We start from the raw sequence: 14,957 nt of genomic DNA on the forward strand, positions 1-14,957 counted from the left end.
GACGGCCGTGTCGCCGCCGCCCGTCGAAAGTATTGACACGTCAATTGTGAGCGTTAACACTCGTGCGCAGACTGGCAGCCGCCGCACCGACCTCGCAGCCGCCGCTCGAAGCCCGACCGTCCTTGTGCGCGGCACCCTCATCTCTCACGGACCCTGGAGTTCGCCATGCCGGTTCCGCCCTTCAGCCGCCGCGCCATGATCAAGGCGACCGGCGTCGCGGCCGTGGCCGCGGCGGTCGGCCCCGTACTGAACATCGGCTCCGCGGCGGCGCAGACGCCCCCGGTCAGGTCCGACGTCGGAGTGTCGGCGTTCCCGTTCGACCTGGGTCAGGTCCGGCTCACCAGCAGCCGCTGGCTCGACAATCAGAACCGCACCCTGGCCTATCTCCGCTTCATCGACGTCGACCGCCTGCTGTACAACTTCCGCTCCAACCACCGGCTCTCCACCAACGCCGCGGCCCCGACCGGAGGTTGGGACGACCCGGCGTTCCCCTTCCGCACCCACGTGCAGGGCCACTTCCTCACGGCATGGGCCCAGGCCTACGCCGCGGTCGGGGACACCACCTGCCGCGACAAGGCCGACCGCATGGTGGCCGAACTCGCCAAGTGCCAGGCCAACAACTCCGCCGCGGGCTTCTCCGCCGGCTACTTGTCGGGCTTCCCCGAGGCCGACTTCACCCGCCTCGAAGCAGGCACGCTGAACAACGGGAACGTCCCGTACTACTGCGTCCACAAGACCATGGCCGGTCTGCTCGACGTGTGGCGCCTCATCGGCAACACGCAGGCCCGCGACGTGCTCCTCGCGCTCGCCGGCTGGGTCGACCGGCGCACCGCCGCGCTCAGCCGGAGCACGATGCAGTCGTTGATGGGCGTCGAGTTCGGCGGCATGAACGAGGTGCTGGCCGACCTCCACCAACAGACCGGCGACGCACACTGGCTGACCACCTCCCAGCGGTTCGACCATGCGGCGGTCTTCGATCCCCTCGCCGCGAACCTGGACCAACTGAACGGTCTGCACGCCAACACGCAGGTGCCCAAGTGGATAGGAGCCGTCCGCGAGTACAAGGCCACCGGGACGACCCGCTACCGCGACATCGCCGCCAACGCTTGGACGATCTGCACCACCTCGCACACCTACGCCATAGGCGGCAACAGCCAGGCCGAACACTTCCGGGCCCCGAACGCCGTCTCCGGCTTCCTCGTCCCCGACACCTGCGAGCTCTGCAACTCCTACAACATGCTCAAGCTGACCCGGGAACTGTGGCAGCTGGACCCCGGCCGGGCGTCGTACTTCGACTTCTACGAGAAGGCGCTGCTCAACCACGTTATCGGCGCCCAGAACCCGGCAGACCCCCACGGGCACGTCACCTACTTCACCCCCCTCAACCCGGGCGGCCGCCGCGGCATGGGCCCGGCGTGGGGCGGCGGCACCTGGAGCACCGACTACGACACGTTCTGGTGCTGCCAGGGAACGGGCGTCGAGTCCAACACGAAGCTGATGGACTCCGTCTACTTCCACGACGGCAGCACCACCCTGACCGTGAACCTGTTCCTCCCCTCCGTCCTGGACTGGACCCAGCGAGGCATCACCGTCACCCAGACCACCTCCTACCCGGCCGACGACACCACGACGCTCAAGGTCACCGGCGGCGTCGGCGGGACCTGGTCGATGCGCGTCCGCATCCCCGGATGGACTTCGGGCGCCACCGTCAGCGTCAACGGCGTCGCCCAGACCGTCACGGCCAGTCCGGGCACCTACGCCACGCTCACCCGGTCCTGGGCCTCCGGCGATACCGTCACCGTGAAGCTCCCCATGCGCGTGGCCCTCCAGGCCGCCAACGACAACCCCGGTGTCGCGGCGATCACCTACGGCCCCGCCGTCCTCGCCGGGAACTACGGCAGCACCACACTGTCCTCCCTCCCGGCCCTGGACCCCTCCTCGATCACCCGAACCAGCGGCACCGCCCTCGCCTTCACGGCCACCGCCAACGGAAGCAAGGTCGACCTCGCGCCCTTCCACGACGCCCAGGGTTTCAACTACACCGTCTACTGGCGGACCGACACTCCCGGCTTCCGTCTCGTCAACGCGGCAAGCGGACTCGTCCTCGGCATCCGGGACATGTCCACCGCCGACGGGGCCCTCGCTCTGCAGTGGACCGACTCCGGCACCGCCGACCACGCCTGGCTCCTCCTCGTCGACGGCACCGCACTGCGGCTGCGCAACCTCCACAGCGGCAAGGTCCTCGGCGTCAAGGACATGTCCACCGCCGACAACGCCCCGATCCTCCAGTGGGCCGACACCGGCACCGCCGACCACCGGTGGACCCTCGTCGACGCCGGCAACGGCTACCACAAGCTTCGCAACGTCCACACCGGCAAGCTGCTCGGCATCGAAGGCGGCGCCACCGCCAACGGCGCCGCGGCCGTACAGGTGCCCGACACCGGCGCCCCCGCCAGCCAGTGGCAGTTCGTCCCCGACGGCGCCAGACGCATCCAGAACGTCGCCAGCGGGCGGGTCCTCGGTGTGCGGGACATGTCCACCGCCGACGGCGGCCTCGCCGTCCAGTGGGACGACAACGGCACCGCCGACCATCTCTGGACGGCCGTCGTCGACACCGGCGGGTACCTGCGCCTGCGCAACTCCCACAGCGGCAAGGTCCTCGCCGTGGAGAACGGCGGCACCGCCAACGGCGCCCGGATCGTCCAGTGGACGGACAACGGCACCGCCGACCACCGGTGGCGCCTGCGCCATGGCGGTGGCGACACCTTCAGGATCCAGTGCGCCAACAGCGGCCGCGTCCTCGGCGTCTCCGGCGCCTCCACCGCCCAGGGAGCACAGACCGTCCTCTGGGACGACAACGGCACCAACGACCACCTGTGGCGATTCATCTGACCCCGCGCCGAGCCCCCGATCGCCACGAGCCGCTCGCGGCGAAGGGAAATCGAGGGGGAGGCGCTCGCGTCGGATCGGGCCGGCGCTGCCGGAAGCGCCCACCCGTCAGGCGGACGCGGGCAGGTCGGGGGCGGACTCGCGCACGGTCAGGCGGGTCGGGAGGATCAACGGGCTGGGCCGGTGTCCTTCGATGGCACTGACCAGCATCCTGGCCATCTCCTGCCCCAGCGCCCGTACCGGCTGGTGGACCGTGGTCAGCGGCGGGCTGGTGTGCCGGGCGCTCGCCAGGTCGTTGAAGCCGATCACCGCGACGTCCTCGGGCACCCGGAACCCCCGTGCCCGCAAGGTGCGCAGAGCGCCGATGGCCATCGCGTCGGAGGCGGCGAACACCGCGTCGGGATCGGGGTGCGCCCGGAGCAGCCGCTCCATCGCCTGGGCGCCGCCCTCCTCGGTGAACTGCCCGGGCTCGACCCCGAACAGGGGCAGGCCGGCCAAGGTCAGACCGTCGGTGAACCCCTGCTCCCGCGCGACCGCCGCCCTGGTGTCCACCTGGCCGGTGATCATGACGGGCCGTCGGCGGCCCGTGCGCGCGAAGTGCTCGGCGGCCAGGCGGGCACCGCCCCGGTTGTCGGCGTCCACGTACCACGTGGGCTCCCCGATGAGCGGGAGCCCACCGAAGACGACGGGCAGATCGACCTCCTCGCCCAGGCGGCCCAGCGGATCGTCGCCCCGCAGCGCCATCAGCATGACGCCGTCGGCCCGGCGGGAGCGCAACAGCCGCTCGAACCTCTCCCGGCCGCGCGGGGTGTTGGCCAGCAGCAGGATCAGTTCCAGTTCGGTCTGCTCCAGCGCCGCGCTGACGCCGACGATGACCTCCGCGAAGAACGGGTCCGCGAACAGCCCCGGTTCGTCGCTGGAGACCGCCAGCACCACCGCTCCGACCCTGCGGGTCGCGAGGGCCTGCGCGGACGGATTGGGCACGAAATCCAGCTCCCTCACCGCCCGTTGGACCGCCTCCCGCTTGGCGCGGCTGACGTGCGGGGCGTTGTTGATCACCCGGGAGGCCGCCGTGCGCGACACGCCTGCGCGTGCGGCCACCTCGTCGAGAGTCGGCATGCGCTTGGGTGACGGCTCCATGGAAGAACTGCTCCTCGGGCTCACGCGGACGGCGAACAGCGAACAGCGAACAGCGAACAGCGAACAGCGAACAGCGAACAGCGGCCATGATTCCATCACCGCCCCGACTTCGGACCTGCACGCGGATGCCGCCCTTGGTCTCGATCCGGTAGCGCTTCCAACCAATGACGCCATACCGGCCACGTCGGTACTTCCGTGTTCAACCACTTGACACGCCCCGGCGACGGCCCCAATCATCCGATCAGCGCGATCCAACCCCACACCAAAACCGGAAGCGCTTCCACTTCCCCACCCCCACCGGAGGAAGCACCATGCGCAAGTCCGTCCGCGCCGCATCCGCCCTGCTGGCCGGTGCCCTCACCGCCGGTCTCGCCCTGTTCAACGCCGGCCCGGCGTACGCCGCCGACCCGACCACCATGACCAGCGGCTTCTACACCGACCCCGACAACTCCGCCCTGCGGTGGACCAACGCGAACCCCGGCGACGGGCGGGCGGCGGCGATCCGGACGTCCATCGCCAACACCCCGGCGGCCCGCTGGTTCGGCAGCTGGAGCGGCGACATCGGCGCCGCCACCGGCGCCTACGTCGGCCGCGCGGACTCCTACGACAAGTTGCCGGTCCTGGTCGCGTACAACATCCCCAACCGGGACATCTGCGCCGGTCACTCCGGCGGCGGCGCCGGGAGCCGCGCCGCGTACGACGCCTGGATCGCCGCCTTCGCCAGTGGCATCGGCAGCCGCCCGGCCGTCGTCGTCCTCGAACCCGACGCGCTCGGCCACGAGAGCTGCATGACAGCTGCTCAGATCGCGGAGCGCAACGCCATGCTGAAGAACGCGATCGCCCAGTTCAAGGCCAAGGCACCCAACACCTGGGTCTACCTCGACGCCGGGAACCCCGGCTGGATCGGCGCCTCGACCATGGCGCAGCAGCTCGCCGCCGCGGGGGTCGGCGGGGCGCGCGGCTTCGTGCTGAACGTCTCCAACTACTTCACCACCGACCAGAACACCGCCTATGGCAACGCGGTCAACTCCGCCCTGGGCTCTTACGGCTACACCAAGCCGTTCGTCGTCGACACCAGCCGCAACGGCAACGGCTCCAACGGCGAGTGGTGCAACCCCGCCGGCCGCCGGATCGGTACTCCCACCCAGCGCGGCGGCGGTGCCGAGATGCTGCTGTGGATCAAGGTCCCCGGCGAGTCCGACGGCAACTGCGGTGTCGGGGCCGGCTCCTCGGCCGGACAGTTCCTGCCGGAGGTCGCCTACAAGATGATCTACGGCTACTGACCCACCCAGAGGCGAACCGAAGGAAATACCCGTTCATGGCGGGGTCTCTCCTCAGGGGCCGCCGTTCGGATTTCGCCTGATCTTTCAGCTGCAGTCCAGTCGAGCGATCGTCGTCGAAATATTTTCGACGAGGATCACTTTATGAAAAGCGGCTATTGGGCTATTCAGAGTGAGCGGATTCTCGAAACCCTTTCGAAACTCTTGACATGTTTCGGCGGTGTTTCCAGACTGAGCGCGAGGCGATACCCCCCGTCTGCGTCCGAGTGCCGGGTGTCGGCCTTGAATCTTTACGCCCTGACCGGTGAGCGTCCTTTGCCATGGACGCGGGCGCCATTCACGCGGATTCACTCTGCCGCGCTCCAATCCTTCCGTGATTTCTGTCCTGGAGGCTCTTTCATGGGCTCGAATGCCATTCCCCCATCCACCGCCCGCCGGAAGATCGGCGTTCTTCGCACAGCGCTGGTCGCAGGCGTCCTCGCTTCGGCCGCCATGCTGGTGGTTCCGCCAGCCTCACAGGCCGCCGAGAGCACGCTCGGTGGCGCGGCGGCGCAGAGCGGCCGTTACTTCGGCACCGCCGTCGCTTCGGGCAGGCTGGGCGACTCGGCGTACACGACGATCGCGGGCCGCGAGTTCAACATGGTGACACCCGAGAACGAGATGAAGATCGACGCCACCGAACCCCAGCAGGGCCAGTTCAACTTCGCCGCAGGTGACCGCGTCTACAACTGGGCGGTGCAGAACGGCAAGCGGGTACGCGGCCACACCCTGGCCTGGCACTCGCAGCAGCCCGGCTGGATGCAGAACCTCAGCGGCAGCGTGTTGCGCCAGGCGATGACCAACCACATCAACGGCGTGATGGCCCACTACAAGGGCAAGCTCGTCCAGTGGGACGTCGTGAACGAGGCCTTCGCCGACGGCAGTTCGGGAGCCCGGCGCGACTCCAACCTTCAGCGCACCGGCAACGACTGGATCGAGGTCGCCTTCCGGACCGCGCGTGCCGCCGACCCGGCCGCCAAGCTCTGCTACAACGACTATAACGTCGAGAACTGGACCTGGGCCAAGACCCAGGCCATGTACGCCATGGTCCGGGACTTCAAGCAGCGCGGAGTGCCGATCGACTGCGTCGGCTTCCAGTCCCACTTCAACAACGACAGCCCGTACAACAGCAACTTCCGCACCACCCTGCGGAGCTTCGCCGCCCTCGGCGTCGACGTGGCCGTCACCGAACTCGACATCCAGGGCGCCTCGGCCACGACCTACGCCAACGTGACCAACGACTGCCTGGCTGTCCCGCGCTGCCTCGGCATCACGGTCTGGGGTGTGCGCGACACCGACTCCTGGCGGTCGGAGCAATCGCCGCTGCTGTTCGACGGCAGTGGCAACAAGAAGCCCGCCTACACCTCCGTGCTCAACGCGCTCAACGCCGGCTCCTCCACCCCCACTCCGACCCCTACGCCCGGGTCCGGACCGGTCAAGGGCGTCGGTTCGGGCCGCTGCCTGGACGTGCCCGGTGCCAGCACCACCGACGGCACCCAGCTCAACCTGTGGGACTGCAACAACCGCATCAACCAGCAGTGGTCTTACACCGCCGGGGGCGAGCTCAGGGTCTACGGCGACAAGTGCCTGGACGCCGCCGGCACCGACAACGGCACCAAGGTCCAGATCTACAGCTGCTGGGGCGGCGAAAACCAGAAGTGGCGCCTCAACTCCGACGGATCCATCGTCGGAGTCCAGTCCGGCCTCTGCCTGGACGCCGCCGGGAACGGGACCGCCAACGGCACCCTGATCCAGCTCTACTCCTGCTCGGGCGGCAGCAACCAGCGCTGGACCCGCACCTGACGGCCTGCCACGGCGAAAGGGTGAACCGATGAAGACCTACGGTGCGGCTTCCCCCGCCCCTCCACGAAGGCATCGCTGGTGGTCCCGGCTGGCCGCCGTGGTGGCGGCGACGCTCACGATCGGCATTCTCTTCGCGGTGAAGCCGACGCCCGCCGAGGCGGCGACGGTGGACGGCAATGCCTGGTACGTCCTGGTCAATCGCAACAGCGGCAAGGCGCTTGACGTCTATGGCGTGTCCACCGCCGACGGCGCGCGGGTCAGCCAGTGGACGCGCAACGACGGAGCCAACCAGCAGTGGCAGTTCGTGGACTCCGGCGGCGGCTTCTACCGGCTCAAGGCCCGGCATTCGGGCAAGGTCCTCGACGTGGCCGGCGCCTCGACCGCCGACGGTGCCTCGATCGCACAGCGGACCGACGGCAACGGGGCCAACCAGCAGTTCCGCCTGGCCGACTCCGACGCGGGCCACGTCCGGCTGATCAACCGCAACAGCGGCAAGGCCGTCGAGGTGCAGGGCGCTTCCACCGCCGACGGCGGCAACGTCGTCCAGTACACCGACTGGGGCGGCGCCAACCAGCAATGGCAGATGGTCAAGCTGTCGTCCGGCGGTGGTGGATGCGGCAGCGCCCCGACGGTGGCGAGCGGTACGCACACGATCCAGAGCAGCGGCAAGAGCCGCAGCTTCATCCTCAGGGTCCCCGCCAACTACTCCAACAGCCGGCCCTACCGGCTGATCTTCGCGTTCCACTGGCGGGGCGGAACCGCCGGCGACGTCGCCTCGGGCGGAACGAGCGGGAACGCCTGGTCCTACTACGGCCAACAGGAACAATCCGACAACAGCGCGATCCTCGTCGCCCCCCAGGGCCTCGACAACGGCTGGGCCAATCCGGGCGGTGAGGACGTCACCTTCGTCGACGACATGATCCGGCGGATCGAGGGCGGCCTCTGCGTCAACACGGCGCAGCGTTTCGCCACCGGTTTCAGCTGGGGCGGCGGAATGAGCTACGCACTCGCATGCACCCGGGCGAACGTCTTCAGGGCCGTCGCGGTCATCTCCGGCGGCGAGATCAGCGGGTGCAGCGGCGGCACCCAGCCCATCGCCTACTTCGGAATCCACGGCGTCGGCGACTCCGTCCTCAACATCGCGCAAGGAAGGTCCCTGCGCGACAGGTTCGTCGGCAACAACGGCTGCACTGCACAGAGCCCGCGCGAGCCCGCGCCGGGCAGCCGGACGCACATCACCACCGTCTACTCGGGCTGCCGTGCCGGGTACCCGGTCCAATGGGCCGCGTTCGACGGAGGCCACTTGCCCGGTCCGGTCGACGGCTCCCCCAACGAGAGCGGCGTCACCACCTGGACCAAGGGAGAGATCTGGAGGTTCTTCGCACAGTTCCAGTGACAGGCCCGCACCATGGAGTGGAGCCAGGATCATCCTGGCTCCACTCCGTCGTCGTCCACCGAGGGCAGCGCTTCCCGCAAGACACCTTCGATAGTACGGTCGCGCGCATCACCTACGACCGCCGGAGGATTGCGCATGTCCGCACGCTATTTCTCCCGGACGAGAACGAGACCGGGGACTACCGCCGGACCTTCGACCTGCCGGCCACCTGGGCCGTCTGCCGGCCGAGTTTGACGTGACCGAGCGGTTGCGGCCCGGCCGCAACGTGCTGGCGGTGCGGGTGCACCAGTTCTCCGCGGGCACCTACCTGGAGGACCAGGACACCTGGCGCCTGTCGGGCATCTTCCGCGACGTGTCCCTGCTGGCCCGCCCCGCGGGCGGCATCCGGGACGTCTTCGTGCACGCCGACTACGACGCGGAGACCGCCGCGGGACGTCTCCGGGTGGAGGCCGACGCGGACGCGCCGGTGCGGATCGACATCCCGGCCCTCGGGATCCACGACCAGCCGGCCGGGGCCGAGTTCGCCTTCGCGGCGGTACGGCCCTGGAGCGCGGAGGATCCGCAGCTCTACGAGGCGTACCTGGCCACCGGCAGCGAGCGGGTCCGGATCCGGTTCGGGTTCCGCAGCGTGGCCGTCGACGAGGCCGGGGTGCTCCGGGTCAACGGCCGCCGAGTGGTGCTGCGCGGCGTGAACCGGGACGAGTTCGACCCCGATCACGGCCGTGCGCTCTCGCTCGAAGCGATGCGTGACGTGGAGTTGATGAAGCAGCACCACATCAACGCGGTGCGCACCGCGCACTCTCCGCCGCATCCCGCGTTCCTCGACCTGTGTGACGAGCTCGGGCTGTGGGTCATGGCCGAGTGCGACCTGGAGACCCACGGCTTCGAGAGCGTCGACCCCGAGCGTTGGCAGCGCAACCCCTCCGACGACCCCCGCTGGCACGACGCCTACCTGGACCGCATCGAGCGGACCGTGGAAAGGGACAAGAACCACCCGAGCGTCATCCTGTGGTTCCTCGGCAACGAGGCCGGGGACGGCCACAACCTCCGGGCCATGTCCGCGTGGGTTCGCCGGCGCGACCCGTCCCGGCCGATCCACTACGAGGGCGACCGGCTCGGCGAGTACACCGGCGTCCACGGCGAGATGTACCGGCCGCCCGCGGCCGTCGCCCGGATCGGACGGGGGGAGCTCCTGCCCGGCGAGGTCTCCTACCCGGCGCGAGGAGGCTCGGGCGACCCGGCGGACGACCCACGCAACCGCAAGCCCTTCCTGCTCACCGAGTTCGCCCACGCCATGGGGAACGGGCCCGGCTGGCTCACCGAATACCTGATCGGTCCCGGCCCGCAGGCGGACACCCTCACCGTGGAGAACCGCTACGCGGTGCTGGACCTGTCCCATCTGCGGTTCGCCTGGTCGCTGGCCCGCGACGGCGTCGAGCTGGCCCGGGGCGTGCTGCCCACACCGCAGCTCACGGCCGGGGAGCACGGCCGGCTGCCGCTGCCCCGGCTGGACCCTCCGGACGGGGAGGACGGGGAGGACGGGGAGGACGGCGGGGGCGAGCGCTGGCTCACCGTCCAGGCGGAGCTGGCCAAGCCCGCCGACTGGGCCCCCGAAGGCCACGTGGTCGCCTGGGGACAGCTCCGGCTCTCCGCGACGGGCCGCCGCCGGCCGATCGGCCCGCCCGGCCCGGCCCGCGGCGAGGGCGAGGGCGAGGGCGAGGGCGAGCACATACTCCTCGGCCCCGGCCGCTTCGACCGGTCCGCCGGAGCTCTGCTCGCCATCGGCGGACTTCCCCTCCGCGGCCCACGGCTGAACCTGTGGCGCGCCCCCACCGACAACGACCAGCGGCTGGTCCCAGCGCGACGCCGCCTACTGGAAGGGCCGCGGTCTCGACCGGCTGCGGCGGCGCACCGTCTCCCTCTCCCCGCACGCACACGGCCTGACCGTCATCGTCCGCAGCGCCGCCGCCGCGGGCAACTCCGGCTACCTCACCACCTACCGCTGGGACAGCGACGGTGACAGCCTGCGCCTGCGGGTGCACGCCGAACCCGTCGGGCACCGGCCGGAGCGGGGCGACGAGTTCCCCGACACCATGGTGGACCCGGCCCTCCCGCCCGGAGGAGTACCAGGATCTCCTCCACAGGAACGGGTCCCGCTCACTGGCCCGCATCGGACTCGACTGGGAGCTTCCCGCGACCGGTCCCAGGTGGAGTGGTTCGGCACCGGGGTCGAGGCCTACCCCGACTCGCGTCAGGCGGTTCGCGTCGGACGGTTCCGCGCGACCGTGGACGAGCTGCAGACGCTCTACGTGCGCCCCCAGGAGAACGGCAACCGCGCGGACAACCACGCCGTCCAGGGCCTCGGCACCGCCGCCGTGGGACCCGGTGTCCTGCCTCAGCACCGGCTCGAACTCGGCCCGGCCACTTCGCGTTCACCCTGACTTCCCTCCAGCAGAGCTGAGCCCACCGAGAGCGGCCCGCCGCACCGGAGATTCCGGTGCGGCGGGCAGGCGGGGCGTGGTGATCGTTCAGGAGCAGAGTGCACCGCCCAGCGTGTAGCGCGCCGGGATCGCGTTGGTGCCCGAATACGTCGCCTGGAAGCCGAAGCCCACGCTGCCGCCGGGCTGCAGTGTGCCGTTCCACCCGGCGTCCCGGGCGGTGACCGTGCCGCCCGACTGGGTCACCGTGGCGTTCCAGCCGTTGCTGATCCGCTGATCACCCGCGAAGCTCCAGCCAAGGGTCCAGCCGGAGATCGTCGAGGTTCCGGTGTTCCTCACGGTCACCGTCGCGGTGAAACCGTTGCCCCAGGCATTGTCGATCCGGTACGCCACCGTGCAGGAGGCCGCCGACGCGTCGTCGTCCGCCTCCGTCGCCGTGAACGTCGCCGACTGCACGCCAGGACCACCGACCGTGAATGTCGCGCTGCCCGACGACGCGTCGGCGTCCTGCGCGGCGAGGACCGAAACCTGCTGCGCCGTCGCCCAGTTGGCCGGGGTGAACACCAGGGTCGCGGCTGCCGACAGGTCCTCGTCGCCGGAGTTCCGGGCCACCGTCACCGTCACGTTCTGCGCGGGCGCGGCCGAGAGCCGCACGCCCACCGGCGCCGAGCCGCCCTCCGGGACCGTCACGGCTGCCGGTGCCACCTCGACCACGGGCGCCGCCGGGGCGCCGCGCCGCTCAGCCGCGAAGGCCGCCAGCCAGGCCAGCGAGGCGTTCCAGTTGATGGCCACCTCGTTGGTGGAGTACGAGCCGATGTCGTCCACGTAGCACGCCGCCGGTGCGCAGCCCGCGAGCTTCTCCTTGGCCACCGGGTCCTCCAGGCCGGCGTTCGGCCCTCCCGCGAAGGAACCGGCAGGCGGGTGCGGCAGCGAGGCGTCGTTCTGATGCGCCCAGAACCGGTGGTGCTGGTTCTCGGAGTGGCGCTCGCCGTAGCCGGTGACGTAGGAGAGGTCCAGCGCGTTACGGCCGAGCAGGTAGTCCAAGGACTCCAACGCTCCGTCTCGGTAACGCTGTTGCCCGGTGATCTCGTACGCTACGGCCAGCACCATCGCGTTGTTGGTGACGGAACTGTTGGAGCCCCACACGTACCCGGTGGCGGGGAGCGGTACCGCGTAGCCCTTTCCGGACATCGTGGACAGGTGGCCATCGGCGGCCGTGGTCAGCAGGCCGCGCAGCCGGGTCACGTCGTCGGCGGGCAGGGTCACTCCGGGGACGGTAGCGAGGGTGATGCGGCCGAGCGTCGCGGTGCCACCCCACCAGAACGCGTCGACGGGCTTGGCGTGGTGCGGGGAGGAGGTGACGGCGTCCCGGTACTGGGACTCGCCGGTGGTGGCCAGGAGTTCCGCCGCCGCCCAGTAGAACTCGTCGGAGACGTCGGCGTCCTCGTACGCACCGCCGCCGGTGCTGTCGCCCGCCGGGGCGAGCACGTTCGGATTGGCCTTGGCGGCCGTCCAGGCTCGGCGGGCCGCGTCCAGGCAGCGCGCGGAGAACGCGGCGTCGTACGGCGCGTACACCCGGGCACACTGCGCGGCAGAAGCCGCCAGGTTCAGCGTCGCGGCAGTCGACGGCTTGTGCAACTCACGCTGTTCGGCATCCAGTTCCGGCCGGGTCGGCAAGGCGGTCCACTTGGCATCGTGCATCTTGTGGAAGGCCATCCCGGCCATCGGCTTCCCGGCCGGGACCTGCATCCGCAGCAGGAACTCCAATTCCCAACGGGCCTCGTCCAGCACGTCCGGCGTCCCGTTGCCGCGCTCCGGCACCCGCAGCGTCGCATCGCCGAGCGCCGCTTCGCCGCCCGAACGGCGGGCGCGCTCGAAGGAGTTCACCATCTCCCAGACCGAGATGCCGCCGTTGACCACGTACTTGCCCTGGTCGCCCGCGTCGTACCAGCCGCCACGCACGTCCAGCTGGTAGTCGCACACCCCGGATTGGCAGGGGACGCCGGTGTCGCCCTTGTTCGGGGCGACGCCCAGGTGCCCGGCGGGGCGGGCGTACGCGCTGCCGCCCGCCAGGGCGGCGTCGATCGCGATGCCGCTGCGCTGCTGGTAGAAGAACGACATGCTGTCGGCGCGCAGTCCGTCGTACAGCGACGCGGAGATGTCGAAGGGGTGGCTGGTCCGGCCATCGACGACCAGGGTGAAACCGGTGCCGGTGCCGGTGTACACGCCGAAGTCCACCAGGTGCGTGGACTGGCCGGACGCCTGGTCGGCGCCGCGCACCACGGTGGCACCCGAAGCGGCCACCGCACCGGAGGCGTCACGCAGCTGCCAGGCGAGCGGGGCGGTCGCGGAGCTGGCCACGGTGGCCCGTTTGGGACCGTCGGGCAGGTAGCCGAGCTGGTTGACCCGGACGGGCGAGTCGGCAGCGGCGGCCATGGTGGCGGCAGCCGCGACCGGAACGGTCAGGGCGGTCGTGGACAGGCCGCCGACCGCCAGCGCGAAGCCGGCGAGCACGGCGGCCGCGCGACGTGGCACGCCGCGGGCGGAGGTGACTGGGGGCACGGTGAGCCTTCCTCGGTGGATGAGGGGCAGGGTGGGAGCGCTCCCAATGAAGCCAGGCGCCTGACGGACCCGTCAAGCCACCGGTACGAACCGGTAGTTGAGCGAACCGCATCCGAGAACGGGCCGACTGCCACCACAGCTTCGGCACACGTGAACCGGTGGCCCAAAACCGACGATCAGAGGAGCCCCACCCCCCGAGCCACGCCCGCCGCCGGCCGGGATCGAGCTGCCGTCCAGCGCACCGGTCGGCCACCTGGATACCCGGACATCGACGGACGCGCTCCCGGTCGTGCACCACGTGGAGGCGGCGCAGGTGGTCGCGCTCGGCCGGCACCGCGGCATCGGCGACCGCGAGGCGTCCACCCAGCGGGGGGTGGTCACGCGGTGCGGGCGACAGCCTCGTGACCGCCCGACGCCCCCTCCCCCGCCGGCGCCGCGGGCCGTCGGCAGCCTGCCGCAGGTCGCCGCAGCGTGAGGCGGTGCGCGGCCTCAGACGCCCGGGGCAGGGGCGTGAGGGGCATTGCCGTAATAGGCGTCCGGTCCGTGCTTGCGGGTGAACTGCCGCTCCAGCAGATGCCTCGGCGGTTCCGAGGTGTCTCCGAGGCGGGAGCCCAGTGCCAGCGTGTGCAGCGCCATCTCCGCCACGGCCTCGCAGACGATGGCGTTCTCCAGCGCGGCCTTCGCGGTGGCACCCCAGGTGAAGGGGCCGTGCCGTGAGACGAGCGCGCCGGGGACCTCGTCGGCCCGGCGGGGGTCGCCGTCGAGCCGGGCGACGATCACCTGTCCGGTGTTGTACTCGTAGTCCTGCGCGCACTGCTCGGCGGTGAGGTCCGCCGTCACGGGGACGGGCCCGTTGAAGGTGTCGGCGTGTGTCGTGCCGAGCACGGGGATCGGGCGGCGTGCCTGGGCGAAGGCGACGGCGTGCGCCGAGTGCGTGTGGGTGACGCCGTCGATGGAGGGGAAGGCCCGGTAGAGGCACCGATGGGTCTCGGTGTCGGTGGACGGCCTGAGGTGTCCGTCGACGACCCGCCCGTCCTCCAGCGCCACCACCACCAGGTCGTCCTCGGGCGACGTGGTGGCGCCCCCTCACCCGCTGCCCGCCCTGCCCGTCGCCCGCGCGGTCTGGCGGCCCCACCCCGACCTGCGGACCTCCACCGATCCTGGCTGACGGCCGGAGGACCGCACCACACCCTCCTCAGTACCGCCCTCACCTCCGACCACCTCGACGACCTGGCGGAGATGCTCCGCATGGAACTCGCCCTCATCGACGAGACCACCACCCCGAAGCAGTTCCGGCGCGATCTCCGCTGGAACCAGGCGTACTACCGGTTGGCACTGGGACTGTGAACCGCTCGGAGGCCGGGCAGGTCCTCGCGGACTGCCCGGCCTCGTCGTACGCGGAGCCGCCCT

General features: G+C 70.7%; 7 protein-coding genes and 3 pseudogenes. 7 read left to right on the top strand and 3 right to left on the bottom strand.

The window, feature by feature from the left end; translation table 11 throughout:
* Positions 1–165: 165 nt before the first annotated feature.
* A complete protein-coding gene (locus tag ABZZ20_RS08305) occupies positions 166–2,892 on the top strand; it encodes a beta-L-arabinofuranosidase domain-containing protein (protein WP_356868099.1) in 2,727 nt (908 codons plus the stop codon).
* Between the two features lie 105 nt (positions 2,893–2,997).
* Here ABZZ20_RS08305 and ABZZ20_RS08310 read toward each other — a convergent pair whose 3' ends face one another.
* On the bottom strand, positions 2,998–4,029 hold the full coding sequence (locus tag ABZZ20_RS08310) for a LacI family DNA-binding transcriptional regulator (protein WP_356868100.1): 1,032 nt from the start codon (positions 4,027–4,029) through the stop codon (positions 2,998–3,000).
* A 311-nt stretch (positions 4,030–4,340) separates the two neighbouring features.
* On the opposite strand from ABZZ20_RS08310, the gene ABZZ20_RS08315 reads away from it, so the two are divergent.
* The 5 genes and pseudogenes from ABZZ20_RS08315 to ABZZ20_RS08335 all read left to right on the top strand — a co-directional run bounded on the left by ABZZ20_RS08315 (position 4,341) and on the right by ABZZ20_RS08335 (position 10,988).
* Positions 4,341–5,312, top strand: a complete 972-nt coding sequence (locus tag ABZZ20_RS08315) for a glycoside hydrolase family 6 protein (protein WP_356868102.1) — start codon at positions 4,341–4,343, stop codon at positions 5,310–5,312.
* Between the two features lie 396 nt (positions 5,313–5,708).
* Complete coding sequence (locus ABZZ20_RS08320; protein WP_356868104.1) at positions 5,709–7,151, top strand: endo-1,4-beta-xylanase; 1,443 nt, start codon at positions 5,709–5,711, stop codon at positions 7,149–7,151.
* Positions 7,152–7,248: 97 nt separating this feature from the next.
* Complete coding sequence (locus ABZZ20_RS08325) at positions 7,249–8,547, top strand: RICIN domain-containing protein (protein ID WP_356868585.1); 1,299 nt, start codon at positions 7,249–7,251, stop codon at positions 8,545–8,547.
* 265 nt (positions 8,548–8,812) lie between these two features.
* A pseudogene (locus ABZZ20_RS08330) lies at positions 8,813–10,135 on the top strand (glycoside hydrolase family 2 TIM barrel-domain containing protein); the annotation flags it as partial.
* A gap of 310 nt (positions 10,136–10,445) precedes the next feature.
* A complete protein-coding gene (locus tag ABZZ20_RS08335; RefSeq protein ID WP_356868587.1) occupies positions 10,446–10,988 on the top strand; it encodes a hypothetical protein in 543 nt (180 codons plus the stop codon).
* 87 nt (positions 10,989–11,075) lie between these two features.
* On the opposite strand, the gene ABZZ20_RS08340 is transcribed toward ABZZ20_RS08335, so the two are convergent.
* Entirely contained in the window at positions 11,076–13,547 is a 2,472-nt protein-coding gene (locus tag ABZZ20_RS08340; protein WP_356868106.1) for a glycoside hydrolase family 9 protein, read from the bottom strand.
* 489 nt (positions 13,548–14,036) lie between these two features.
* A pseudogene (locus ABZZ20_RS08345) lies at positions 14,037–14,612 on the bottom strand (class II aldolase/adducin family protein); the annotation flags it as partial.
* Positions 14,613–14,616: 4 nt separating this feature from the next.
* Between ABZZ20_RS08345 and ABZZ20_RS08350 the strand changes: the two are divergent.
* A pseudogene (locus ABZZ20_RS08350) lies at positions 14,617–14,894 on the top strand (L-arabinose isomerase); the annotation flags it as partial.
* Positions 14,895–14,957 lie beyond the last annotated feature (63 nt).

Source organism: Streptomyces sp. NPDC006430, from assembly GCF_040612395.1.
In the GTDB taxonomy this organism is placed as follows: domain Bacteria; phylum Actinomycetota; class Actinomycetes; order Streptomycetales; family Streptomycetaceae; genus Streptomyces.

What these genes read in the sequence shown, in the direction of transcription:
- ABZZ20_RS08310 (WP_356868100.1), bottom strand. Translation starts at nt 4,029, where the DNA reads ATGGAGCCGTCACCCAAGCGCATGCCGACTCTCGACGAGGTGGCCGCA.
- ABZZ20_RS08320 (WP_356868104.1), top strand. Translation starts at nt 5,709, where the DNA reads ATGGGCTCGAATGCCATTCCCCCATCCACCGCCCGCCGGAAGATCGGC.
- ABZZ20_RS08305 (WP_356868099.1), top strand. Translation starts at nt 166, where the DNA reads ATGCCGGTTCCGCCCTTCAGCCGCCGCGCCATGATCAAGGCGACCGGC.
- ABZZ20_RS08315 (WP_356868102.1), top strand. Translation starts at nt 4,341, where the DNA reads ATGCGCAAGTCCGTCCGCGCCGCATCCGCCCTGCTGGCCGGTGCCCTC.